Annotated in this window: 25 protein-coding genes; 9 read left to right on the top strand and 16 right to left on the bottom strand. The window is 68.5% G+C overall.

The genetic code is table 11. From position 1 onward, the window contains the following. Window positions 1-56: 56 nt before the first annotated feature. The 7 genes from L687_RS38270 to L687_RS38295 all read right to left on the bottom strand — a co-directional run bounded on the left by L687_RS38270 (window position 57) and on the right by L687_RS38295 (window position 6,355). Entirely contained in the window at window positions 57-1,088 is a 1,032-nt protein-coding gene (locus tag L687_RS38270) for a hypothetical protein (protein WP_021201128.1), read from the bottom strand. Window positions 1,089-1,223: 135 nt separating this feature from the next. Next, window positions 1,224-1,376 carry a hypothetical protein gene (locus tag L687_RS42905; protein ID WP_021201129.1) on the bottom strand — a complete coding sequence of 51 codons (153 nt, stop codon included), beginning with the start codon at window positions 1,374-1,376 and terminating at the stop codon, window positions 1,224-1,226. Window positions 1,377-1,446: 70 nt separating this feature from the next. Then, a complete protein-coding gene (locus L687_RS38275) occupies window positions 1,447-2,100 on the bottom strand; it encodes an HAAS signaling domain-containing protein (RefSeq protein ID WP_021201130.1) in 654 nt (217 codons plus the stop codon). Beyond that, window positions 2,097-2,429 carry a PadR family transcriptional regulator gene (locus L687_RS38280; protein ID WP_036271430.1) on the bottom strand — a complete coding sequence of 111 codons (333 nt, stop codon included), beginning with the start codon at window positions 2,427-2,429 and terminating at the stop codon, window positions 2,097-2,099. Before L687_RS38280 ends, L687_RS38275 begins: the two co-directional genes overlap by 4 nt. Before the next feature lie 103 nt (window positions 2,430-2,532). After that, window positions 2,533-3,471, bottom strand: coding sequence for a sugar ABC transporter permease (locus tag L687_RS38285; protein WP_021201132.1), 939 nt, complete (start codon window positions 3,469-3,471; stop codon window positions 2,533-2,535). Window position 3,472: 1 nt separating this feature from the next. After that, the gene (locus L687_RS38290; protein ID WP_021201133.1) at window positions 3,473-5,077 is read right to left on the bottom strand and encodes an ABC transporter permease subunit; all 1,605 of its coding nucleotides are present in this window, start codon (window positions 5,075-5,077) and stop codon (window positions 3,473-3,475) included. A gap of 69 nt (window positions 5,078-5,146) precedes the next feature. Continuing rightward, window positions 5,147-6,355, bottom strand: a complete 1,209-nt coding sequence (locus L687_RS38295) for a sugar ABC transporter substrate-binding protein (protein WP_021201134.1) — start codon at window positions 6,353-6,355, stop codon at window positions 5,147-5,149. 186 nt (window positions 6,356-6,541) lie between these two features. Here L687_RS38295 and L687_RS38300 point away from each other — a divergent pair, with 186 nt between their 5' ends. The 3 genes from L687_RS38300 to L687_RS38310 all read left to right on the top strand — a co-directional run bounded on the left by L687_RS38300 (window position 6,542) and on the right by L687_RS38310 (window position 8,563). Beyond that, window positions 6,542-6,973, top strand: coding sequence for a hypothetical protein (locus tag L687_RS38300; RefSeq protein WP_021201135.1), 432 nt, complete (start codon window positions 6,542-6,544; stop codon window positions 6,971-6,973). Window positions 6,974-6,986: 13 nt separating this feature from the next. Further along, window positions 6,987-7,475, top strand: a complete 489-nt coding sequence (locus tag L687_RS38305; RefSeq protein ID WP_017829222.1) for a YajQ family cyclic di-GMP-binding protein — start codon at window positions 6,987-6,989, stop codon at window positions 7,473-7,475. Window positions 7,476-7,930: 455 nt separating this feature from the next. Then, complete coding sequence (locus L687_RS38310) at window positions 7,931-8,563, top strand: GntR family transcriptional regulator (protein WP_021201136.1); 633 nt, start codon at window positions 7,931-7,933, stop codon at window positions 8,561-8,563. Window positions 8,564-8,569: 6 nt separating this feature from the next. On the opposite strand, the gene L687_RS38315 is transcribed toward L687_RS38310, so the two are convergent. From L687_RS38315 to L687_RS38335, 5 genes are all read right to left on the bottom strand, one after another. Beyond that, a complete protein-coding gene (locus tag L687_RS38315; RefSeq protein WP_021201137.1) occupies window positions 8,570-9,577 on the bottom strand; it encodes an alpha/beta hydrolase in 1,008 nt (335 codons plus the stop codon). 71 nt (window positions 9,578-9,648) lie between these two features. Then, window positions 9,649-11,022 carry an FAD-dependent oxidoreductase gene (locus tag L687_RS38320; protein ID WP_021201138.1) on the bottom strand — a complete coding sequence of 458 codons (1,374 nt, stop codon included), beginning with the start codon at window positions 11,020-11,022 and terminating at the stop codon, window positions 9,649-9,651. A gap of 62 nt (window positions 11,023-11,084) precedes the next feature. Beyond that, window positions 11,085-12,146, bottom strand: coding sequence for a polyprenyl synthetase family protein (locus L687_RS38325; protein WP_021201139.1), 1,062 nt, complete (start codon window positions 12,144-12,146; stop codon window positions 11,085-11,087). 46 nt (window positions 12,147-12,192) lie between these two features. Continuing rightward, window positions 12,193-12,912: a class I SAM-dependent methyltransferase gene (locus L687_RS38330; RefSeq protein ID WP_021201140.1), complete on the bottom strand. Its 720-nt coding sequence runs from the start codon at window positions 12,910-12,912 to the stop codon at window positions 12,193-12,195. After that, the gene (locus L687_RS38335; protein ID WP_021201141.1) at window positions 12,909-13,472 is read right to left on the bottom strand and encodes a hypothetical protein; all 564 of its coding nucleotides are present in this window, start codon (window positions 13,470-13,472) and stop codon (window positions 12,909-12,911) included. Before L687_RS38335 ends, L687_RS38330 begins: the two co-directional genes overlap by 4 nt. A 56-nt stretch (window positions 13,473-13,528) precedes the next feature. Here L687_RS38335 and L687_RS38340 point away from each other — a divergent pair, with 56 nt between their 5' ends. Further along, window positions 13,529-14,782 (top strand): isochorismate synthase, encoded by a 1,254-nt coding sequence (locus tag L687_RS38340; RefSeq protein ID WP_021201142.1) that lies wholly within the window; start codon window positions 13,529-13,531, stop codon window positions 14,780-14,782. 13 nt (window positions 14,783-14,795) lie between these two features. Here the strand turns inward: L687_RS38340 and L687_RS38345 are convergent, their stop codons facing one another. The 3 genes from L687_RS38345 to L687_RS38355 are packed head-to-tail and all read right to left on the bottom strand — an operon-like array spanning window position 14,796 to window position 17,669. After that, window positions 14,796-15,638: a polyphosphate kinase 2 family protein gene (locus L687_RS38345; protein ID WP_021201143.1), complete on the bottom strand. Its 843-nt coding sequence runs from the start codon at window positions 15,636-15,638 to the stop codon at window positions 14,796-14,798. Between the two features lie 16 nt (window positions 15,639-15,654). Beyond that, window positions 15,655-17,304 carry a 2-succinyl-5-enolpyruvyl-6-hydroxy-3-cyclohexene-1-carboxylic-acid synthase gene (gene menD, locus L687_RS38350; RefSeq protein WP_046399023.1) on the bottom strand — a complete coding sequence of 550 codons (1,650 nt, stop codon included), beginning with the start codon at window positions 17,302-17,304 and terminating at the stop codon, window positions 15,655-15,657. Window positions 17,305-17,318: 14 nt separating this feature from the next. Further along, window positions 17,319-17,669 carry a PLD nuclease N-terminal domain-containing protein gene (locus L687_RS38355; protein ID WP_021201145.1) on the bottom strand — a complete coding sequence of 117 codons (351 nt, stop codon included), beginning with the start codon at window positions 17,667-17,669 and terminating at the stop codon, window positions 17,319-17,321. Window positions 17,670-17,744: 75 nt separating this feature from the next. Between L687_RS38355 and L687_RS38360 the strand changes: the two genes are divergently transcribed. The 5 genes from L687_RS38360 to L687_RS38380 all read left to right on the top strand — a co-directional run bounded on the left by L687_RS38360 (window position 17,745) and on the right by L687_RS38380 (window position 22,833). Then, window positions 17,745-18,170 (top strand): hypothetical protein, encoded by a 426-nt coding sequence (locus tag L687_RS38360; protein ID WP_021201146.1) that lies wholly within the window; start codon window positions 17,745-17,747, stop codon window positions 18,168-18,170. A gap of 73 nt (window positions 18,171-18,243) precedes the next feature. Continuing rightward, on the top strand, window positions 18,244-18,897 hold the full coding sequence (locus L687_RS38365; RefSeq protein ID WP_021201147.1) for a DsbA family protein: 654 nt from the start codon (window positions 18,244-18,246) through the stop codon (window positions 18,895-18,897). A 90-nt stretch (window positions 18,898-18,987) separates the two neighbouring features. Beyond that, window positions 18,988-19,800: a tyrosine-protein phosphatase gene (locus L687_RS38370; RefSeq protein ID WP_021201148.1), complete on the top strand. Its 813-nt coding sequence runs from the start codon at window positions 18,988-18,990 to the stop codon at window positions 19,798-19,800. A gap of 45 nt (window positions 19,801-19,845) precedes the next feature. After that, window positions 19,846-21,921: a bifunctional lysylphosphatidylglycerol flippase/synthetase MprF gene (locus L687_RS38375; protein ID WP_040569821.1), complete on the top strand. Its 2,076-nt coding sequence runs from the start codon at window positions 19,846-19,848 to the stop codon at window positions 21,919-21,921. A gap of 96 nt (window positions 21,922-22,017) precedes the next feature. Continuing rightward, window positions 22,018-22,833, top strand: coding sequence for a nucleotidyltransferase domain-containing protein (locus L687_RS38380; RefSeq protein WP_031207988.1), 816 nt, complete (start codon window positions 22,018-22,020; stop codon window positions 22,831-22,833). 3 nt (window positions 22,834-22,836) lie between these two features. On the opposite strand, the gene tet(42) is transcribed toward L687_RS38380, so the two are convergent. Beyond that, window positions 22,837-24,123: a tetracycline efflux MFS transporter Tet(42) gene (tet(42), locus tag L687_RS38385; RefSeq protein WP_021201151.1), complete on the bottom strand. Its 1,287-nt coding sequence runs from the start codon at window positions 24,121-24,123 to the stop codon at window positions 22,837-22,839. Between the last annotated feature and the right edge of the window lie 13 nt (window positions 24,124-24,136).

Here is a 24,136-nt window from a genome sequence, read left to right on the forward strand (position 1 = left end):
GGCCGAAACCCCCGCGGACTCGGGTCCCCGGGGGTTCGGCGTGGTGGAGTTCGTGATTACCTCGACAACGTCGGGCCGGCCTCGAGCGTGCGCTCGTACTCGCGCTGCGCCTCGGCATTCAGCTCGGTCTTGCGAGCACCGCTTCGGGCGACCCAGGCACCGAACCAGATGGTCAGCTCGCGGGCGAACACGAAGGCCGCGATCGCGAGCGGGGCGAGCATCTGCTCCCCGACGAGGTCGAGTCCCTGGCTGGCGCTGAGCTTCCAGAACGGAGCTTCGAAGAGCTGCCCGAGGATGTGGCCCCCATACGCGATGACGCCGACGATGAGGCCGAAGACGACCCAGAGGCCCCAGCGTCCACGGTTGATGACCGCACCCAGCAGCCAGAATCCGAGGAAGAACACGACGACGGGCGTCCAGAACCCCCATGTCATCAGGGGTGCGATCGCGGTCTGGCCGATGTTCTCGCCGGTCACATCTCCGGCGATGGCACCGAGTCCGAGCGCAGCCCCCAGGTAGAGCACCGCGAAGACGAGTGTCGCCAGGAGTCCGATGGCTCCCGCGGTGCCGCGGTTGCCGCGGTCACGGGGCGGTTCGGGCGCCTGGACGAAGATGGGCTGCGGCTGTGCGGCGGCAGCGGCGACGAGCGGCTCCGACGGGACGACGCGCGTCTCGACCTCATCGCCGTACTGGGCGTACGCCGCACCGGCCATCCCAGACTGCTCGTGGCCGAACGGGACGGGCTCGCCCACGACGGGCTCGGGGTAGAACGAGGTGGTCTCGGCGTCGGCCTGAGCCCTGACCTCGTCGGCGTAGTCGCGCGACGGAGCGACCGGAGCAGGCGTCACGGCCGGCGGCGGGGAGGCGAACGTACCGGGGTGATCACGCTCGGCCTCTTCGAAAGCGGCGAGGTCGGGGTCGACCGGCGTTGCGACGGGCTTCTGATCGATGCCGTCGTTCACGCCGTCGTTGTTGCCGGGAACGCCAGCACCCGCAGCCGCAGCGGCGTCCAGGCCTTCGTTCGCACTGCCGACGACGTCGTCAACGTCAGCCGGCTTCTCGGGCTGGGGAACGTTGGGGTCACTCATGGGGTGCGCCTCTCATCGGATACGTGCACTGCGAGGGTACCTCCGCGCGAACGACCGCTCGCGGAGGCGTGCCGACGTGTCGTCATACGCGGAGACGCGTCGTCATCCGCGAGGACCGGTCGTCGTGACGCGGGTTCAGGGGAGCGCGCTGCGCAGCGCATCGCCCGCGAACTGCGCGAGCACGGGGACCATCGGCAGGGACAGCCACACGAGAGCCCCGATGATGCCGACGCACACGATCCCGGCGAACCAGCTCATCCCGAGGTTGCGTCCCCCCACCCGTGCCATGGCTCCACGCTACGGCCGAAGCCCCGACAGGCTGCGGAGCAACGCCGATATCCGGCAACGGCAGCGCCTGTCATCCTGCGGTGCGCCCGCGAAGTCGCCACAGCAGCCACAGCCCCGAGAGGGGGACGAGGAGGAACCCGAGGAGGATGAGGACGTGCCACTCCCCCACGCCGGGGACGAGGGGGTTGACGGCGGCAACCTCCGGGGGCGTCCCGGTCCCCGAGGAGCTGCTTCCCGTCTCCGACGAGGCGAGGGCCGTCAGCGTCGAGACCGTGAGGAACGAGATGCCGGTGACGACGAACGGCACGACGATAGCGATCGCCTTCTCCCAGGCCCTCCAGAGTGCACTCGCGCTCACGAGCGCGGCGCCGACGAACCAGCCGACCGCGGGCACCACGATCCCTCCGAAGCTCAACGTGAGCGCCGCAGCGATCGCGAACCCTCTCGTCGATGTCGCGGGCGGACGGGGTGTGGGCGCTGCGGCGATCGTGGGAGCACCGACGATCGTCGCCGAGGGCACCTCCGCCTGGGCTTCATCCGCGATCACGACCGGATCGCCGAGATGCGCGATGCGCGCCGCCGTCGCTTCGGCGTCGAGTCCCTGCAGCTCTTCGAGGATGCCGGCACGGATGTCGCTCGCGACACCGTGCGGCAAGTTGCGCATGGCCTCGTCGAGCCGCGCGAGGTAATCCGCACGGAGGTCGTCTGCGGTGAGCTCTGTCATGGTCGTCCCTCTCCGACGATGCCCGTGACGACACGGGCGAATGGTGTCCACTGCGCACGGAACCGCTCGAGCTGATCGGTCCCGCTGGCGGTGAGCCGGTAGTACTTGCGCACCGGACCGCTTCCGGAGGGCTGGTCGAAGGTGGTGACCCAGCCGTTGTCCTTCAGCCGCCCGAGCAGCGGGTACAGCGTCCCGATACTGGCGATCAATCCCGCGCCGGTGAGTGCGTCGGCCAGCTGCCAGCCGTACATCGGCTCACGCGCGAGCAGACCGAGCACGCAGTACTCGACCACGCCCTTGCGCATCTGGGCGCCGACGTCCGCTGTCATGCATGACAAGGTAGCATGCGAGACAAGTGAGCGGGAAGCGCCGGGGAGAGGAGGACCCGGGGAGGGACGGCGGTCGCCACCGAAGGGACGACCGCCCGTGCCATCAGCCCTTCGTCGCGCCTGCCGTCAGCCCGCCCACGATGTACTTCTGCAGGAAGAGGAACAGGATCATCACCGGGATCGCCGCCATCACCGCGCCGGCGGAGAACGCCGACCAGTCCGCGTACCGCGGGTTCGCGACGAGCTTGGTGAGTCCGACGACGAGCGTCTGCTGTTCGACGTCGACGAGCATCACGCTGGCGATGACGTACTCGTTGACCGTGCCGATGAACGACAGCAGTCCGACCACCGCGAGAATGGGCGCGACCAGGCGCAGGATGATCGTGAAGAAGATCCGCGCGTGGCCGGCGCCGTCGATGCGCGCCGCCTCGTCGATCTCTTTCGGGATCGTGTTGAAGAAGCCGTACATCAGGTAGGTGTTCACGCCGAGCGCTCCGCCGAGATAGACCAGGATCAGCCCTGTGTGCGTGTTCAGACCGATGGCGGGGAACCAGTCCCCCAGCGTCGACATGAGCAGGAAGATCGCGACCACGGCGAGCAGCTGCGGGAACATCTGCACGACCACGATCGTCACCAGTCCCACGCGGCGCCCGGCGAAGCGCATACGCGAGAAGGCATATGCGGCGCAGGCTCCGATGAACACGGTGACCGCTCCGGTGACGACCGCGATCAGAAGCGTGTTGAGGAACCACGTGCCGTAAGGGTTCTGCGGGTCGCTCAGGATGCGCACGTAGCTGTCGATCCCGATCGCGGAGAAGAGCTGGTTCGAGCCCGTCAACGTCCCCTTCGGGTTCAGCGAGGCGGAGACCACGTACAGCAGCGGGAACAGCGCGAACGCACTCACGACGATCGCGACGAGGTGCCGCCATCCGGTGTCTGCGAACCAGGCACCGAAGCTGCGGCGCCGTGGGGCGAGAGTCTGCACGTCGTCGGTCGAGCGAGGGGAGGTGGAGCGAGTGGTGGCGCGGCTTGCGGTGCTCATGTCAGTTCAGCTCCTCGAAGGCCTTGGTCTTGCGGAAGCTGATGATCGAGATCGTGGCCACCACGATGAAGATCAGGATCGTGAAGGCCGACGCCAGACCGTAGTCGCGCGTCTGGCCCGTGAACGCCACCTTGTAGACCATGGAGATCAGGATGTCGGTGTGCCCGACCGGGATCGACACGTCGCTGAACCGCGGACCACCGTTGGTCAGCATGTAGATCAGGTTGAAGTTGTTGAAGTTGAACGCGAACGACGAGATCAGCAGCGGCGCGACGGTGACCAGAAGCAGCGGAAGCTTGATCCGACGGAACACCTGCCAGGGGTTCGCGCCGTCCATCACGGCCGCCTCGTTGACGTCCTCGGGGATTCCTTGCAGAGCCCCCATGCACACGAGGAACATGTACGGGAAGCCGAGCCACAGGTTCACCAGCAGCACCGACACCTTGGCGAGCACGGGGTCGGTGAGCCACGGGATCGCGGCCCCGCCGAAGATCACCTGGTTGATGAAGCCGAAGCTCTCGTTCATCATGCCGGCCCAGACGAGCGCCGAGAGGAAGGCGGGGAACGCGTACGGGAGGATGAGGATGATCCGGTACCCGTTGCGGAATCGCATGCGGGTGTTGTTGAAGACGAGCGCGAGCAGGAGTCCGAGGAAGAACGTCGTCGCGACCGAGATCAGCGCGAACGCGAAGGTCCACAGCGTGACCGAGATCAGCGGCCCGCGGATCGAGGAGTCGGTGACCGCGCGGACGAAGTTGTCGAAGCCAACCGTGGTCTGCCATCCGGGGAGCAGTTGCTCTCCGCCTTCGGCTGTGAAGGCTCCGTCGCCCGTGTCGGAGTACACCGTGCCCGTGGTGGTGTCGGTGATGGTGTCCGCGGCCTCGTCATACTCGAGCGTCGAGACGTACAGGTAACCCTTCTGGCCGTCAGGAGCACGCAGGCTTCCGTCGTTCGGGTCGTCACTGAACGGGACCGACAGCTTCTCGAGCTCTTCGGAGAGCGTGAAGACGGTCGCCAGGGGAAGGGTCGTCCACCCGTCGACGGCAACGGCCTTGCCGCCCTCGAACTGGGCGTCGACTTCTTCGAGCGGCTGCTCCGAAGTGCCCAGGAGCGCGTCGCCCGACTCCGGGTCGGTCGCGAGCAGACCATAGGTGCCGAACTGCTCCACCACCGTCACCGGATAGGTCGGCGAGTCCTCGACCCGCTCCTGCGCCGAGGCGAGGAGCGAGGAGATCGCCTGATCCTTGGTGCCGTTGTGGCCGGTTCCGTAGTTGGTGAAGCCGATGTACCCCGTGTAGAGCAGGGTGAAAACCTGGAACACGATCAGGAAGATGATGCCCGGTGTGAGGTACTTCGCCGCGATGCGTTTGCGGGAGAAGTAGATGTAGTTGACGAGCACGGCGACCACCACGACGATGCCGAGGATCAACCACTCCTGGTGGGCGAAGAGCACGAACGCGGCATAGAGCGCGATCGCGTCGACGACGGCCAGCAGGAGGATCTTCAGCAGCATCCACCCGATCGGTCCGGATGCGGCCTCCGCGATCTTCGCGGCCTGGCGCTGGCGTCTGGTCGGAGGAGCCGTGCGCTCGTCGGTGTCAGTCATGTCGTCCTCGTCATGATCCTGCCGGAGCGGGCGAATACGCCCACCCCGGCAGGGTCAGTGTGCTGGCTGTTACTTGATCGCGGCGGTCACGTCGTCGACGAGCTTCTGCCACGTCGTCGCCGGGTCCTCGCCATTGATGATCGCGGCCTCGGCCACGCCCCAGTACTGCCAGACCGCACCCATGGCCGGAATGGCCGGCATCGGCACAGCGTCGGCGCCGACGGCCTGGAAGCCGGCGATGATCGGGTCAGCGGCGGCAGTGTCGGCGGCAGCGGTCAGGGCGGGCAGGATGTTGCCGGCCTTGAACAGCTCGAGCTGAACGTCTTCGGTGCCGATGTAGTTGACGAGGAAGTCGTTGGCCGCGACCTTGTTCTTCGACTCCGAGCTCACGAAGAAGCCCTTCACGCCGGCGAACGGCGAAGCAGTCTCACCGGTCGGGCTCGGGATCGGGTCGATCGCGACGTTGATGCCCGCGTCGGTGGCCGCACCCACGTTCCACGGACCCGTGAGCCAGAAGGCCGCGGTGCCGTCGAGGAACTGCTGCTTGGCGATCTCGCCGTCGACGTCGGTGTTCAGAACACCCGCTGCGCCCTGCGCGCCCAGCCAGTCGGCGAAGGCGAAGCCGCCCTCGCTACCGAGCTGGAGGTCGGTGGGGTCGTAGCTGCCGGTGTCATCCGTGCCGAAGACCGGGGCTCCGAAGGCCGTCTGGAACGGGTACAGGTGGTACGGGTTGCCCTCGGCGCCCTGCTCCACGACGAACGTGCCCTTGGCGACCATGTCGTCGAAGCTGGTCGCAGCGGTCGGGACGAGGTCGGCGTTGCGCAGCACCGCGATGTTCTCGACGGCGTACGGGAGCATGTAGACGGTGCCCTCGTACGTGGCGGCCTGGAGGGCGACGGGAAGGTAGTCCTCCGAACTGTCGCCGAGCTCGATCGGGGCGACCACGCCGTTCGTGGAGAGCTCACCCAGCCAGTCATGTGCGCCCATGACGATGTCGGGGCCCTTGCCGGTCGGGACCTGCTGGATGAAGTCGTCCTTCATGTCGTCGACCGACTTGCCCGTGAGCTCGACCTTGACGCCGGTCTTCTCCTGGTAGGCGTCTGCCGCGCCCTGCAGTGCATCGACGCGCTCGGCATCGACCCAGACGACCAGCTTCCCGCTGTCGTCGGAGCCCGAGGTGTCGTCGCTGCTGGTCCCCGTGGAGCAGCCGGCAAGCGTCAGAGTCGAAACGATGGCGATCGCGCCCGCGGCGACGATGCCCCTCTTGTTCACCTTCATTGGTGTGTGCCTCTCTCAGTGCTGATCACCTGCAAGGACTGCAAGCGCTTACAGTATGCATCGAAAACGACGCTGTTTGCAATGAGACCGGGCGTCGATATCAACCCGTGACCGAGAAGAGGAGTGGCCGTCAGGTGTGAAAACGCTTCCACCTGCGGAGAAGAGGTCGCCCCGTAGACTGCCGACATGGCTGATGGTTCGCTTCGCAGCGCGCGGATGACGGCAGGGTTCGTCCTGGCGTTCTCCGCTGCTGTCCTCAGCGGGTGCACCGCGTTCGCCACCGGCTACGCCGTTCTGGACCGTGAAGCCGAAGGCGCAGACGCCCTTCCGGACGCGTTCATCGAGCAGGACCCCGCAGACATCGCCGACCTTTCGTCGGCGCGGTACGTCGGCGAGCATTCCGGCAGCTCGCTCTGGCTGTTGCGCGGGCTGGATCAGGGCTCTGTCTGCATACTCGCCTACCGGGACGAGACCGCAGGGATCATGGGGTGCGGCAGCGAAGGCGGCCCCGTCGAGATGAGCGGCCCCGCCGGCCATTTCGTGACCGTTCCGGACGACTACCCCGCCCCGGACGGAGCCACCCGGATCTCCGACAATGTGTACGCGCTGAGCCCCTGAGTAGGATGAAACCATGGCTGACAGTTCATTTGACATCGTCTCGAAGGTCGACCACCAGGAGGCGGAGAACGCCCTGAACCAGGCCCGCAAGGAGATCGAGCAGCGCTACGACTTCAAGGGCACCGGTGCGTCGATCGCCTGGAGCGGCGAGAGCATCCTCATCATCGCGAACACCGAGGAGCGGGCCAAGGCCGTGCTCGACGTGTTCCAGTCCAAGCTCATCAAGCGGGGCATCTCCCTGAAGAGCCTCGAGTCGGGCGACCCGTTCGCCAGCGGCAAGGAGTTCCGCATCGTCTCGACACTCAAGGACGGCATCTCCTCGGAGAACGCGAAGAAGATCAACAAGATCATCCGCGACGAGGGCCCCAAGGGAGTGAAGAGCCAGATCCAGGGCGACGAGCTGCGCGTGCAATCCAAGAGCCGAGACGACCTGCAGTCGGTCATCGCACTGCTCAAGGGTGCCGACCTCGATCTCGATCTGCAGTTCATCAACTACCGGTAAGCCGCCGCGACACGTCGCGGGGAGGGGGTCGGGTGCAGCGCACTCGGCCCCCTCTCTCGTCATTGTTGGATTGCATACCGATATATGGGTTGCGGTGCCCAAGACTGGGAGTGGTCGACTCAATGCGACCGATGACGCGAACGCCGCATGACGCACTGCCGTCGTAGGGCTACGCGATCTCGGGATTGCGAGCTTGCCCTCGTGGGGACGAGGCCGCGGCAGTTCCATGCGCTCGCGTCTTCGGTGGCCGGCGGATGCCCTGCATCCGCCGGCCACGGAACCGCGAGCAAGGAGACCGCGAGTAAGAAGAGCCCACCTGAGTCACGCTGCGCGCCCCCACGCGGTTCGCGGACTCGGGTGGGGCTGTTGGCATCCGATGCGACTTCATGATGTAGTTGCCCTCCCGGGCGAATCATGGGGCGCTCGGGATCAGAAGGACAACTGGGGGCAGGTCCATGGCGAGTATCGGATCGACGAACATCGGAGAGAGCAAGCAGCTCTTGGCCGAGGAGGTCTTCCACCACATCGGAAGGCAGATCATCGACGGCACGTTGGCAGAGGGTGAGCGCATCCGCGATGTCGACGTCGCCGAAGAGCTGCATGTGTCGCGCACACCTGTTCGAGAGGCGCTTCAGCGCCTGGAGCGACTGGGAATGGTCACGATGTACCCGAGCCGGTACACCGAGGTCACGGCGGTGACGCCCGAGACGATGGCGCAGTCGCTCGAGTTCGCGGGGTATCAGGCCGGAATCGCGGCGCGACTGGCGGTGCCGAGGCTCACGGCGGCTCAGCGCGAGCATGTCATCACGCTCGTCGCCGCGATGAATGCGTCATTGGACGACCTGGCGACGACCTCCGGCGCCCGTTGGGCCGTGTTCTCGTACCTGGGCTCGCACAGCGGCAACGAGCAGCATCGCACACTGATCGACGATGCGAGCATGGTGCTTTTCCGCAACCTTCGGGACTGGGTGGTTCCCGCGTCCGATCGGGCGCGGATGGGGCAGGTCTACGACGATTTCCGCGACGCCGTGCGCGATGCCGACGGCGATGGAGCCGAACGCCTGGTCAGGGCGATGTACTACCTGTGAGCCCCGTCACAGCGCCGCGCGCCAACCCGTGACCCATCTGTCCAAGCGCCGGTAGGCGTCCTCCCGCGCGTCGTGTCGGGAGAGGAAGACGTCGTGGAGCGCGCCGTCGATGCGCTCGACGGTCACACTGGGACCGAGGCGGAGTGCCGCACGCGCGATGTCGTCGACCACCAGCACCGAGTCGGCGGAGGTGAGATCGTTCGACCAGCGCGTCGGCGGCACGAATCGTGCCGAGAGCAGCACACATACCGGTGCGGTGATCGACAGCCCCGCGGCCACCGTCTTGTGCCCGGAGAGCACGGCGTGCAGCCACCCCGCGTACACCGCCATGGTCTGCGCGGGGCGCCACACCGGGTTGACCTCCATCGGGTCGTCGGGATCGGCGACCTCCTGCTGCGCGCGGGTGTAGAAGCCGAGGTCGATCTGCGGTGCGGCCTCCATCGGCCGGATCCGCGCCTGCAGTTCGACCATCGGCGCGATCGCGGCCCTCGCCGGCGCGAACTGGAATTCCAGCCAGGGGCTGTTGAGGATCACCGCGTCGGCCGCGCCCGGGTGCCGGGAAGCCCACAGGCTCAACGTCAGGCCGCCCGTGGAATGCCCGAGAAGAACGAGTCGTCGATCGGATTCGAGGCCGCCCTCACCTCGACCCATCCCATCCAGCGCCGCCCCGATGTCCTCGTCGTAGATGGCGAGGTCGGCGATGTAGCCCGGGGTCTGCCCGTCGCGGAGGCTGCGACCGTACTTGCGCAGGTCGAGGGCGAAGAAGCGGGCCCCCCGAGACGTCCAGAATCGAGCGAGCCGCTTCTGGAAGAAGTAGTCGGACCAGCCGTGCACGTACAGCACATCGACTCCGTCGAGAGGCGGACGATTGCCGCTCGCCCGCGCCCACAGACCGGGCCTCTTCGGCAGCGCACGCACCAGAGTCGCCACCACGGGGCCCTGATCGTCCGTGCCGAGATCGAGCGTCAGCTGCTCGAACTCGTCGCCCAGGACATCAGGGATCCACTCGGCCATGCGTTCCTCCCCCGTCGTCGCCAGGCTAGCCGAGAGCGCGACCGGTCGGGGGAAGGCCGACCGCGACCGCGCTATTCGCCGCGCGAGACGCGGACCATCTCGTCGCGCGGGACCACCTTCACGCGGGCGCGCTCCTCCGGGGCGCCGAGAGCGATCTCGTGCTCGTCGAGGCGGTGCCAGCCATCGAGGTCGGTCCAGCGCACACCGCGCTCCTGCAGGAGTTCGACGATCGCCTCCTCCGATGGGTCCTCCGGGTGCCACCAGGAACCCTGATCGTTGATGATGTGGCGCACGGTCTCCATCGCATCGGACTTCGTGTGCCCGATCAGCCCGACCGGGCCGCGCTTGATCCATCCGGTCGCGTAGATGCCGGGCACGCGGTCGTTCGAGTCCTTCGCGAGGACCTGGCCCTCGCGGTTCGGGATCACCCCGTGCTTCTTGTCGAACGGAACGCCGGGAAGCGGGGATCCGAAGTAGCCGATGGCACGGTAGAGAGCCTGCAGGGGCACCTCGCGCAACTCGCCGGTGCCGACCGCGCCACCCTGGCCGTCGGGCCGGGTGCGCTCGTACACGAGAGCCGCGACGCGACCGTTCTCGTCCTTGCGGACCTCGACCGGCTTCGCCCAGAAGTGCAGATGCAGACGGCGCGATGCCGTGCCTCCGGCGTTGTTGACCGACCCCCGTTTGCGCCACGACTGCAGGATGCGATCGATGACCATGACCTGCTTGTTGCTGGCGACGGCGTCTTTGGCGGCATCGTCGTAGTCGAAGTCCTCGTCGTAGACGACCATGTCGACGTCGCGCAGCTCGCCGAGCTCGCGCAGTTCGAGCGGGGTGAACTTGACCTGCGCCGGCCCCCGCCGCCCGAACACGTGCACATCCGTGATCTCGCTGGCCTTGAGGCCCTCGTAAACGTTGGCCGGCACCTCGGTGACGAGCAGGTCCTCCGCGTGCTTGGCCAGCATGCGGGCCACGTCGAGCGCGACGTTGCCGTTGCCGAGCACGCCGACGGAAGCGGCGTCGAGCGGCCATTCACGCGGCACGTCGGGGTGGCCGTCGAACCAGCTGACGTAGTCCGCCGCCCCGTACGAGGCGACGGCATCGATGCCGGGGATGTCGAGCGAGGTGTCACGGATCGCACCGGTCGCGAAGATCACCGCGTTGTAGTGCTTCTTGAGGTCTTCGAGGGTGATGTCCTCGCCGAAGCGTACGTTGCCGAACAGGCGGATGTCACCGCGGTCCAGCACGTCGCGAAGGGCGGTGATGATGCCCTTGATGCGGGGGTGGTCAGGGGCGACGCCGTAGCGCACCAGTCCGTACGGCGCGGGGAGTTGTTCGAAGAGGTCGATCGAGACGTCGAACTTGCGCTCCGCCTTCAGCAGGATGTCTGCCGCGTAGATGCCGGCGGGGCCCGCACCGACGATGGCCAGTCTGAGCTTGGTCATGGGAGGTCCTTTCGTATGCCGTCGCAGCCGGTGCCCGCGGCCCGAAGGGCCGCCGCGCGGAGTCAGCTGGAGCGTTCGGCGAGGGTCTCAGCGAATCGGGTCAGCGCCTCGCGCACGGTTCCGCGCGGGAGAGGCCGGAGAGCGTCGACGGCGTCGCGCGTCCACGCGTGGGCGAGCTCGAGGGTCTTCTGCGTCACGACATGGTCGCGCAACTCGTCCAACGGGCCGTCGAGGATGGCCGGGTCCGCTCCGTCGGCGATGAGGGCGACGCCGTCATCGATGCGCGCCGCGAGGTCGATCGACGCCTCGTCCCCCTCCGCCTTGAGCAGCAGATACGGCATCGTCGGAACGCCGGCGCGCAGGTCGGTGCCCGGCACCTTGCCGGTCTCCTCGGGCTTCGCGGAGAGGTCGATCACGTCGTCGAGCAGCTGGAACGCGACTCCGATCTTCTCGCCGTACACGCGCAGGGGCTCCTCGTACTCCGAGGGAGCGTTCGAGAAGATCACCCCGCCCTGCGTGGCCGCGGCGATCAGGGAGCCCGTCTTGTCGGCGAGCACCTGGATGTAGAACTCGATCGGGTCGTCGCCGTCCTGCGGTCCCAGGGTCTCGTGCATCTGACCGAGCACCAGACGCTCGAACGTGTCGGCCTGGAGACGGATGGCACGCTCCCCCAGCCGCGACATCAGCTGGCTGGCGCGGGAGAACAGGATGTCGCCCGTGAGGATCGCGATGTTGTTGCCCCACACGGCATGCGCGGCGGGAACCCCTCGGCGGCGGTCGGCACCGTCCATCACGTCGTCGTGGTACAGCGAGCCGAGATGCGTGATCTCGAGGGCCTTCGCGACGTCGATGACCTCGGTGGTGTTGCCGTCGCCGAGCTGCGCGGCGAGGAGCGTGAGCACGGGGCGGATGCGCTTCCCACCCGCCTCGTACAGGTAACGGCTGGCGGCGTCGGCCAGCGGGTCGGCGACGCGGACGTCGTCGGCCAGGCCGGTCTCGACGAGCTCCAGCCCGTCTTCGATGGCGCGCGCGACACGTCGGGCGGCAGGGCCGATGAAGACGCGATCGCTGAAGCCGAGACGGCTCGCCAGTCGCGAACCCGGGGCGATGGGGCTCGAAGTCACGTTCTCAGCCTACCTTCGTCGGATGTCGAGGTTTCGCCCGAGAGACTCACTCCGGCTTGCGCGCTCTGTGCAGGGCCACGATGCCGAACGAGAGATTGCGGTAGGCGACGTCGCTCCAGCCCGCCTCGCGGATCCAGGCGGAGAGCCGCTTCTGGTCCGGCCACTCGCGGATCGACTCGTTCAGGTAGTCGTAGGCCTCGCCGTTCGTACCGGCGACGCGGGCCACCCGCGGGAGCACCTGGGCGTTGTAGAAGCGGTAGGCACTGCGGAAGAGCTTTCCCGGCGGGGTCGAGAACTCGTTGATCACGAGCCGTCCTCCGGGCTTGGTCACGCGGTAGAGCTCGCTCAGCGCCTTCTTCGGATCGTTCACGTTGCGCAGCGCGTACGACATCGTGACCGCGTCGAACGTCGCATCCGGGAACGGAAGATCCGTGGCATCGGCCTGCACGAACGACAGGTTGCGCATGGCGCCGTGCCGGCGCTCGCCCTCGGCGAGCATGCCGGGAGAGAAATCGGCCGCGACCACCTGGGCACCGCTCCGCGCAAGGGACGCCGACGACGAGGCCGTGCCCGCCCCCAGGTCGAGGATCCGCTCCCCCGGCTTCGGAGCGACCGCTCGGGTGGTCGCCGCACGCCACAGCACGTCGTTGCCGAAGGTCATCGCGGTGTTCGTCCGGTCGTACCCTGCGGCGACCTGGTCGAACATGCCGCTGACGCGGGCGGGGTCCTTGCCGAGATCGGCGCGGTTCTTCTCGTTCGAGGTCACGAGTTCAGTCTAGGCGCGAGGCCCAGCGCTTCGAGGCGGTCGAGCCAGGGATCGGCGGTCGCATCGTCGAACGGCGCGACCCGGGCCCGCACCCGCTCCTCGAGGTCGAGCGCGAGGGCTTCCAGATGCGCCATGACATCGGTCGGGTAGCCGTAACGGGCACTGTGGTCGGCCCATTCGTCGCGGTCGTCGACCCACGTTCCCCGTTCCCCTTCCACGCGCACCACGTCGAGGTCCATGTCGATCCCGGTCGCCAGCAGCGGATCATCGGACCAGCGGATGTCCCACCCCAGATCGATGTAGATGCGCATGCCCTTGCGGTGACGGCGATTGACGGTGAGCGCATGGTCACCGCTCGCCGGGACCAGGGTGACGTTCGGACCGCCCGCGTGGAACTCGGCGCCGGGGCGCACACTGTGCCATCCGACGGGCTGCCCGATCCAGTCGCCCCACTCGTCGGCGCCGAGATAGACGCACTCGTGCCGCCAGTGCGGCGAGCCATCCCATTTGCGCCATTGGAAGACCATCTCGGTGCCGGGTGCAGGACGTGCGTCGCTCATCCGCTCACCCTACGACCACGCGGATCCATGCGCCCTGAGCGGCATAGGCTGGAGACGTGCACACCACCCACCTGGTCGTGGAGACCCGCGAGATCGACCCGGTCGAAGACCTCCTGGCCTACGCGGACCCCGCCCGCCCTCTTGCCTGGCTGCGCCGCGGAGACGGGATCGTCGCCGTCGGCCGACCGCTCACGGAGATCCGTCCCGCGGTCGAAGCGGGAACGTCACGCGTCGAGACCCTCGCGGCTGCCTGGCGCACCATGGCGGCGCAGTCCGAGATCTCCGACCCGATGGGCCTCCCGGGCACGGGGCTCGTGGCCTTTGGGGCATTCGCGTTCGACGAGGACTCGGCCGCGGACAGCGTGCTCGTGGTGCCCACGCAGGTGGTGGGGCGACACGGCGACCGGTTCTGGCGCACCACGCTCCGCCTCGCCGGCGCTCCGGACGACCGTGACGAGCTCGTCACCCAGCCTTACGGCCCGCACTGGGCCGGCACCGTCGGCCCCGGAGCGCAGAGCCCGCAGGGATACCAGGATTCGGTGCGCCGCGCCCTCGCCCGCATCGCCGACGGAGACCTGAGCAAGGTCGTGCTGGCCCGCGACCTCACCGGGAGCATCCCGGCAGGCTCCGACCTGCGTCGGCTCGTGCGCGCCCTTGCGACCGGCTACCCCGACACGTGGGCGTTCGCCGTCGACGGGCTGATCGGTGCGAGCCCGGAGACGCTCGTCACCGTGCACGACGGAACCGTCACCGCACGGGTGCTGGCGGGGACGATCGGCCGTGGCGCGGACGCCGACGCCGACACCGCCGCATCCGCTCACCTCGCGTCGAGCGTCAAAGACCTCGACGAACACCAGTACGCCGTGCAGAGCGTGCTCGCCTCGCTCCGATCCCACACCCGGGCGCTGGCGGCGAGCGAGCAGCCCTTCCTGTTGAAGCTGCCGAATCTGTTCCATCTGGCCACCGACGTCGAGGGCGAGCTGGCCGATGGGGAGAGCGCGCTCGACCTGGTGCGGGCACTGCATCCGACCGCCGCCGTCGCCGGCACGCCGACACCGGCGGCGATCGACGCGATCCGCGAGCTCGAACCCTTCGACCGCGGGCGCTACGCCGGCCCCGTGGGCTGGGTGGATGCCGCCGGCAACGGCGAGTGGGCGATCGCGCTGCGCTGCGCGCAGTTCACCGTGCGCCAGGGAGAGATCGGGGTGACGGCCTACGCGGGCGCCGGGATCGTCGCGGGCTCCGACCCGGAGAGCGAACTGCTCGAGACGCGCGTGAAGTTCCGCCCCCTGGTCGACGCGCTGGCCTGACCGCGGCCGACCCTCAGCTGGCGGCGAGACGCTTCTTCTCGGCCTCGACATCGAAGTCGGCACGTGGCCACTGCGGGTCGATGTCTTCCAGGGCCGCGAGCAGCAGTTCCTGCACGGCCAGCCGGGCGTACCACTTGGCGTTCGCCGGGATCACGTGCCACGGGGCCACCTCGGTCGAGGTGCGCTCGAACACCGTCTGGTACGCCTCCATGTACTGCGGCCACAGCATGCGCTCGTCCACGTCGCCGGGGTTGTACTTCCAGTGCTTGTCCGGACGCTCGAGTCGCTCCATCAGCCGCGACTTCTGCTCATCCGGTGAGATGTGCAGCATGACCTTGACGATGCGGGTACCGGATGCCGCGACCCGGGACTCGAACTCGTTGATGGCGTCGTAGCGGCGCTCGATCTCGTCCGGCGGGGCGAGTTCGCGCACACGCCCGATCAGCACATCCTCGTAGTGGGAGCGGTCGAACACCCCGATGAACCCCGGTTCAGGCAGACGCTTCTCGATGCGCCAGAGGAAGTCGTGCGCGCGTTCCTCTGCCGTCGGCGCCTTGAACGCGGCGAGCGCGACGCCCTGCGGGTCGACGCCGCCGACGACGTGCCGCACGATGCCGCCCTTGCCGGCCGAGTCCATCGCCTGCAGCACCAGCAGCACCGCATCCTTCGCCACCCCTGCCCGGCTCTCGGCGAAGAGCCGCTCCTGCAGCACATTGAGGTCGGTGAGCCCGGCTGCGAGGTCGGAGACCCCGCGGGACTTGCCGTGGTCGTATCCGGGCTTGGCGTCGGGGTCGATGTCGGCGAGACGGAATCCCTCGTCGACTCGCAGCGTCTGCGTCCAGGTGTGCGCGTTCATACGCACATCCTGCCAGTCAACGCGCCAGTGGCACCTCGATGATCTGACGTCCACCACGAGGCGAGGTCAGGGCCTGATCCAGTGCCGTGCGGGTGGTGACCCGCTGGTACTCCCAGCCGTACGCGAGGGCGAGGTGCTCGAGGCGGACCGTGTGCGGCGTGTAGAAGGCGCGATCGAGGTCGCCGGGGCGTGCTGACGATGCGACCTCGAGAGAGTCGAAGATCGTGCCCCCGCCGTCGTTGCCGACGACGACCTGCAACCGGGGCTCGGTCTCGTCAGGCGGCAGCAGCAGGGCGCCGACGTCGTGCAGGAAGGCGAGGTCGCCCAGCAGCACCCGCGTCACGCCGGGGGCGCCGGCCGCCTGACTCGCGATCGCGACTCCGGTCGCGGTGGCGATCGTGCCGTCGATGCCGGCGAGACCGCGGTTGGCATGGACGGGGACCTTCTTGCCGCCGAGCACCTGATCGGCGACGCGGACGAGCCGGGAGGAGCCGAACACCAGGCGGTCGTGCGGCCAGGTGGCGCGCCACACGGCATCGACGAGCAGCTCGCGATCGAGCGGACGGCGGACGGCGTCGAGCTCGGCCTTCACGGCTTGCCTGCGCGCCGCGAAATCGGAGGACGCCAGCGCTTCCGGATCGGGGGCGCGCTCGCTCAGGTCGACGGTCTCGGCCGCGGATGCTCGCATCCACTCCCCGAGCCAGCTGCGATCCGCGACGCCCGGAGCGACGACGACGGCGTCGACCCCCCTCGTACGGTGATTGAGGTTCAGCTCCTCGCCGCCGCGGTGCACGGCCACGACCTCGACATCCTGACGCGAGAGGAGTGCCGCGACCTCGCGACTGAGTGTCGGATGCCCGAGGACGACGACCCGCTCGACGCGTCCGCCGAGATCCTCACGCGCGAGCAGTCGACGGTAGCCGTGTACGATCTGGCGTCCGAATCGCGCGCCGCTCACGATCTCGGCGATCAGCGGCCAGCCGCCGGCGTGCGCGATCTCCTCGGCATCGGGGCCGGCGTCGGCCCCGGCGACCACGACGGTGCGCGGCCCGCGGTCGAGTTCGAACGGTGTGCTTCTCAGAGCCTCCGGCGCCTCGCCCGGGGTGATGGCGATCGAGGGCAGATCGCCCGAGAGCGGTTCCCGGGACGGGAGGTTCAGATGCACGGGTCCGGAGATCCCGCGAAGGCCGCTCTCGACCTCGCGAGCCCCCATCGCCGCGGCCACGGCCTGCGCGGCGAGTCCCGACCAGTCGCCATCCCCGGGCACCGGAGCGTCCAACTGGTCACGCACCCAGGGGTGGAAGAGGCCGTCCTGGAGCGTCGCCTGGTTGGCACCGACCCCGCGCAGCTCGGGCGGCCGGTCGGCGGTGAGCAGCAGCAGCGGCACCCCGGAGTGGAAAGCCTCCATCACCGCGGGCAGCAGGTTCGCGACGGCCGTTCCCGAGGTGCACACCACCGCGGCGGGCACGCCCGTCTCACGGGCGATTCCGAGAGCCGTGAAGCCGGCGACCCGCTCGTCAATCCGGACGTGCACCCGGACGTGTCCTTCATCGGCGGCCCGTACCGCGGCGAGCGCGAGGGCCTGCGAGCGTGAGCCCGGAGACACCACGATGTGGCGCACGCCCTGGGCGACGAGGTCGGCGATCAGGGATGCCGCAGCATCCATGGCCGGCGACGGGGTCACGGGCGCTGGTCCGTGGCGGGAGGCTCGTCGGTCTCCTCGTCCAGACGGGCGAGCTCCTCTTCGAGGCGGCGGATGCGCGCATCCTGCTCGGTCTTGCTGATGCTGCGCAGGAAGGCCGGGTCGTCGTCGGGCGCGACGACCGGACGGACCCCGGGATCGTTCGCACGTCGACGGCCGATCACGAACCAGAGGATGCCTCCGATCACGGGAAGGAGCACCACGATCAGGATCCAGACGGGCTTGGACACACCGCGGTGCCGCGTCGCCGGCTGCACTGCGCAGTCGACGATGCTGAACACCCAGAACACGGCGGCGAGGAAGCCGCCGACGATCAGTAGTCTCGCCACCCCTCCAGTGTAGGCGCGCCACGGCTTCCCCGGCCCCGGGGAGGACAGAGGCGCCGTTGCTAGACTGCGCGGGAAATGCTGCCCTCATCGCCGGATCCGATGCCGCGAGCGCGGGCCGAGCGGATGCTGATCGCCCGGGTGATCACCGCCGTCGGCCTCGCGCTCCTGCTCGTGGTCGGCGCCTGGTCGACCTCGCGGGGTTCGGCCGATGTGCACGCGACGCTGTGTCTCGCCTCCGGCGTCTCGGAGTCGACGGCTGCCGCCCCGACGGCAGGTGACCCGGCGGCAGCGCCCACGATCGACGTGCTCAGCTCCGGTGTCGGGATCTGCCTGCTCGCGGTGCTCGGCGGCGTCGCGCTGGTCCTGCTGTTCCGCCGGCTCGCCGGGGGCACCCGGCCGCTCGGCACCCGCGCCCCGCGCACGGTGTCGCCGAGTCGCGCGGGTCCGCGCGCCTTCGTCCCCGCCCTGACTCTCACGCAGCTCTCCATCTCCCGCACCTGACCCGCCGACGCGCGCATCGAGCCGCCCGAAAGCGGCACCCTTCCCTCGTCGTACCCGTGTGTCTGGAGACCCCATGAAGAACTCTGTCAAAGCGACCCTGATCGCCATCGCCGTCACCATCGTCCTGCTGATCGCCGGAATCGTCTTCGCGATCAGCCAACAGCAACCCGCCGCGCCCGCGGAGGGCGGAGAGCCGCAGCAGACCGTCCGCACCGATTCCCATGTGCTCGACGACGGGGGCGAGGGCGCCGTGACCGTGGTCGAGTTCCTCGACTTCGAGTGCGAGGCGTGCGGGGCGTTCTACCCCGTCGTCGAAGACCTCAGGGAGAAGTACGACGGCGAGATCACGTATGTCGTCCGCTACTTCCCCCTGCCCGGGCACATCAACTCCACCCAGGCCGCGCTGGCCGCCGAGGCCGCCGGGCAGCAGGACCGCTTCGAGGACATGTACCGCCGTCTGTTCGAGACGCAGGCGCAGTGGGGCGAGCAGCCCGAGGAGACCCCCGAGGTGTTCCGCGGGTTCGCCCAGGATCTCGGGCTCGACATGGGCGCGTACAATGCCGCGATCGCCGACCCGGCCACCGCGGAGCGCGTGCAGTCCGACAAGGCCGACGGCGAGAAGCTCGGGGTGAACAGCACGCCGACGTTCTTCATCGACGGCGAGAAGATCGTGTTGCAGGAGTGGGATGACCTCGAACAGGCCATCGAGAAGGCCGTGAACGGCTGACATGGAAAGGCGGATCGCGCGGCTTCCGTGTCGAAGCCGCGCGATCCCGCCGCACCGATATTCTGGCCGCCTACCCAGGAGAGGGCCAGAATGACCATCGACATCACGACCGCCTTGCAGACGACCCACAACGCCCGCGAACTCGCCGGGATCCCGACCTCGGGCGGCGGCACGCTCGCCTCCGGTCTGCTCTTCCGATCGGACGCGCTCGCAGCGCTGACCGACGAGGGGATGCAGGCGCTGGCCGACCTCCGCATCGGCACCGTGATCGATCTGCGCACCGAGGGCGAACGCGCACGCGCCGCGGATCGCCTGCCCGACGACGGCAGCGTGACGCTCCTGACTCTGCCCATGCAGGGCGGCGCGATGGACGAGATGGTGAAGCAGCTGCTCCCTGCAACCGGCGGAGCGGGACTCTCGGTGACCCAGGTCGCCGAGGTGCTGAAGCAGGTGCCGACGTTGGAGGAGCTGTACGTCTCGATCCTGGCGGCCAGCGCCACCCCGTTCGCGACCATCGCGCGGACGGTGCTCGAAGCCTCGCGCACCGAACGACCCGGCGTGCTGTTCCACTGCACTGCGGGCAAGGACCGCACGGGGCTCGCCGCCGCGATCCTGCTGCTCGTCGCCGAAGCACCTCGCGAGGCGATCGTCGAGGACTACACGCAGACGGAGAAGAATCTGGCGCGGGGTTTCGCCGAAGCCCTCACCGCACTGATCACCTCGCTCGGCGTCCCCCTCACGCCGGCCCTGAAGACGCTCGCGACCGAGGCTCCGGCATCCGCCATCGAGGCTGCGATGGACTGGATCGACGACAACCACGGCGACGTCGCGGGCTATCTGCGAAGCGGCGGTCTGACCGACGACGAGATCGCCGACCTTCGTCGAGTGCTTCGCGGGGAGTAGGAGTGCCCGCGCCCGTGCGGACGCAGCCCTCGCTACGCTGAGCGCATGACCGAGGAGCACTCCCCCTCTCCCCATCCGGTGATGGCCGTCGTCCGGCGCATTCCGGCGACGCTGACGATGGTGCTGCTGATCATCGCGGTGGGGGTCGTCTGGAGCGGCCTCTGGGCGCCGTTCGAGGACACCGCGCTCTTCCAGACAGTCGCCTACGGGCTCCCGAACCTCGCCGACGGCAAGTGGTGGACGCCCCTGACCGGCACGTTCTTCGTGAACCAGCCCTGGGTGTACCTGTTCACGATCGCAGGCTTCTGGGGTATGGGTTACCTGGAGTTCCGTCGCGGATCGCGCGTGGCGCTCGCCTACTACTGGCTCGGTCAGCTGTTCGCGATCTTCGCCACCGCCCTGCTGCTGTACGTGCTCTCGCAGTTCCCGTGGGCGTGGGCGGCGGAGCAGGCCCAGGCGCTCGACGTGGGAGCATCCGGCGGCACCATGGCGTGCATCGCCGCCGCGGTCGGCCTGTTCCGTCCGCCGTGGCGGGTGCGCGGCTGGCTCATCCTGCTCGGCTTCGTGTTCATCGCGATGCTCTTCTGGGGCAAGGTCGCCGACCTCGAGCACCTGCTCGCGGTGCTGCTGATCCTCGTCGTCGACCGATCGCTGCGGGTGCGGCACACGACGGTCCGCGAGCAGCGGCTGATCGCCGTGGTGGCGATCCTCGTCCTGGGCGCCGTCGAGATCATCACGACCTTCCTGCCCACGGACGGACCCTTCGGACCGACCGATCCCGCGTCGGGAGGATTCATCGACCTCGCGATCGACCTCGTCGTGATCGTCGTGCTCGTGAACGGGCTCCGTCGCGGGCGGCGCTTCGCGTGGGTGCTCGCGATCCTGCTCGGCCTGTTCAACATCTCGGGCGCCGCGCTGGTGCTCACCCTCATCATCATCACGAGCCAGGCGGAGCTCGATCTGCGCTGGGACGGTGAGACCGAGCTCGCGATGGCCAACGGCTTCCTGTGGCTCATCATGCTCGTATACCTGGTGTGGGTGCGACGCGCGTTCCGAGCCAAGCGCCGCGCCAAGCTGGGCATCCAGCCCGCTCCGAACGTCGATGACATGAAGCGCGAGCTGCGCACTCATGGCGGCGGAACGCTCTCGTGGATGACCACCTGGGAGGGCAACAGCTATGCCCGGGTGGCCGGCGGCATCGTCGCGTACCAGCGTCGCAACGGCGTCGCCCTGGCCCTGGCCGACCCGATCGGCCCTGCGGAGACACGCGCAGAAGCCGTGAACGATTTCATCCACGCCGTGGAGCTCGCCGGCCTCGTTCCCTGCTTCTTCAGTGCGGATGAGGCCACGCGGGCGGCCGTCCCCTCGACCTGGCGCAGCATCGTCGTGGCCGACGACACGATCGTCGACCTGCCGGGGCTGGAGTTCACGGGCAAGCGCTGGAACTCGGTGCGCACCTCACTGAACAAGGCCGGTCGCGAGGAGATGACCTTCCGGATGACACACCTCAAAGCGGAGCCGTGGGGTGTGCAGCAGCAGCTCAGAGCGATCTCGGAGGCCTGGGTCGGAGACAAGGACCTGCCCGAGATGCGCTTCACGCTCGGCACCCTCGACGAGGCCGAGGATCCGGAGGTGCGGCTCGCCCTGGCGCTCGCTCCCAACGGCGACGTCGACGGTTTCCTCTCCTGGCTGCCGGTGTACGGCGACGACGGTGCGGTGCGGGGCTGGACCCTCGACCTCATGCGTCGCCGCGAAGGCGGTTTCGGGCCCGTCATGGAGTATCTGATCGGTTCCTCGGCCAAGCAGTTCGCCGAGGAGGGCGCGCAGATCATGTCGCTCTCCGGCGCGCCCCTCGCCCACGACTATCCGCCGGATGCCGGGATGATCGCCGCTCTCAGCGACCGGCTGGCCGATGCGCTGGAACCGGTGTACGGCTTCGGGTCGCTGCATCGGTTCAAGCAGAAGTTCCACCCCCGTTACGAGACCATGTATCTCCTCTTCCGCGACGAGAGCGACCTCACCCGCATCGGTGGAGCACTCACGCGGGCGTTCCTGCCGGATGCGACGCTGCGCCAGTTCGCGGGTGCCGGGCTCGAACTCGTACGGGGCGGGAAGGACTGACGGAGCCCACGCCGCCCGAGAACGCGTCGGGTGGGTCGATCTCCGGATGGCGTCTGTTCTCCGACGGCGTGAGACCACGTGAGTACGATCGGTGTCGTGCTCGATGAAGACCGCCTCCGCTCGATGGCCGACGAACTGAGCCGGGTTCCCGGCGTGCGTGCCGTCGCATTGGGCGGCAGTCGCGCCCGCGGGACGCACCGACCCGACTCCGACATCGATCTGGGGCTCTACGTGGACTCGGATGTCGACCGCGCCGGTATCGCGCGCGTGGCGAGCGGGTGGACGGGCGAACCCGTCGAGGTCGCCGAGCGCGGCGGATGGGGACCCTGGGTCGACGGCGGCGCCTGGCTGATCGTCGACGGCGTGCCGGTCGACCTCATCCTCCGCGACGTCACCCGCGTCGGAGAGCAATGCGCTCGCGCCGTCCGCGGCGAGTTCGCCTTCCACACCCAACCGGGTCACCCCCTCGGCTTCCTCGATGTCGCCTATGCGGGCGAGGTGGCCACCAGCGTGCCGCTTCGCGATCCGGAGGGACTCCTGGTCGGTCTGGCACGGAGCGTCACCCCCTATCCCGCGGCGCTGCGCGAGGCGTTCCTCACGAGCCTCTGGCAGGTCGACTTCCTGCTGAACGCGGCGGTGAAGGGCGCGAAGGCGGGAGACGTCGCATACGTCTCCCTCTGCGGAACCACGACGGCCATGCTGACCGCGCACGCCTGGCACGCCGCCGCCGGGAACTGGGTGACGAACGAGAAGGGGCTGGTGCCGAACGTGGCACGCCTCCCGATCGACTCGGCGGGATTCAGCGCGTCGGCGGCACTGGCACTCGGGAATCTCGGCACGACGCCGGAGGAGTTGCTCGCCTCGATCACGCGGCTGCGGGAGCTGCCGCGTCCGGCAGCTCCCGCAACCTGATGCTCAGCCGACGGTCTCGACGGCTTCGACCGGAGGCGCTCCCACGCCATCGGTGACCGGGCGCTTCGCGGTGTTCGCGATGTGTGCGCGGCTGACCACGATCACGGCGACGATCATGAGTGCGACCCCGAGCCAGTACGGGGCGGCGTGGCTGACCAGCGCGTAGAGCGCCCCCGCGATGAGCGGGGCGGCCGTGCCCATGGCCGCATTCAGTGACTGCGTCGCTCCGCCGAGCCAGCCCTGCTCGTCGTCGCCCACCGCGTTCGACATGGCACCGTCCATCGCCGCCTGGGATGCTCCCTGGCCGGCAGCGAGCATGAGCGCACCGACGATGAACACCCACGGCTGGGCGAAGATCGACGCGACGATGGCGAGCGCCGCGAGACCGACCATCTGCGCGACGATGCCGCTGATGATCACGCCGCGCTCACCGATGCGCGGGAGCAGGATGCCGAGCAGCACACCCTGGATGAGGATGTCGATGATGCCGACGGCCGCGGTCAGGAGTCCGATCTGCGTCGGCCCCCACTGGATGGAGTCCAGCGCGAGGACGCTGAAGTTGTTCACGAAGAAGCCGAACGGCAGGGCGAGCAGACCGAAGCCGATCATCAGTCCGCGCAGCTCCTTGCGCCCGAACGCCTCTTTGAAGACCGCGAACGGCTGCACGTCACGCAGCCGGATGGCGCTGATGCGATTGCCGGGCTTGAGGCTCTCCGGAAGCAGGAAGATGCTGAGGATCGCGATCGTGAGGGCGACGGCGGAGGTGAGGAAGACGGGAAGCTGAATGCTCACCGCGGCGAGCAGACCACCGATCCCCGGGCCGACCATGGTGCCGATTCCCGTGAGAGCGCCGAGGAGACCGAAGCGTTTCGCCCGCTGTTCCGGCGGGGTGATGTCGGCGAGGTAGGCGAAGAGGGCGGGGAGATCTCCCGCGGTCAGGCCTTGGATCATGCGCGCGAGCACGAGGACCCAGATCGCACCGCCGATGCCGAACAGCGCCATCGAGAATGCGGCGCCGAACGCGGCGACGATGATGACGGGTCGACGACCGAAGCGGTCGGAGAGCCGGCCGAGGAAGGGGGCGACCAGGAAGGCGCAGAGGCCGTTGACGGCCTCGAGCACGCCCACCCAGATGGCGAGGTCGCTCTCGTGCGAGACGTATTGCAGCACGACGAAGGGCAGGACGGGAAGGACGACCGTCATACCGATGACGGTGAGCATCGTGAGCACGATGAGCATGATCCACGCGCGGTTCTGATCCCGTCGCGTGAGGACGTTGGGTGAAGTCATACCGAAAGTGTAC

Source organism: Microbacterium maritypicum MF109 (assembly GCF_000455825.1).
GTDB classification, from domain to species: Bacteria; Actinomycetota; Actinomycetes; order Actinomycetales; family Microbacteriaceae; genus Microbacterium; species Microbacterium maritypicum_A.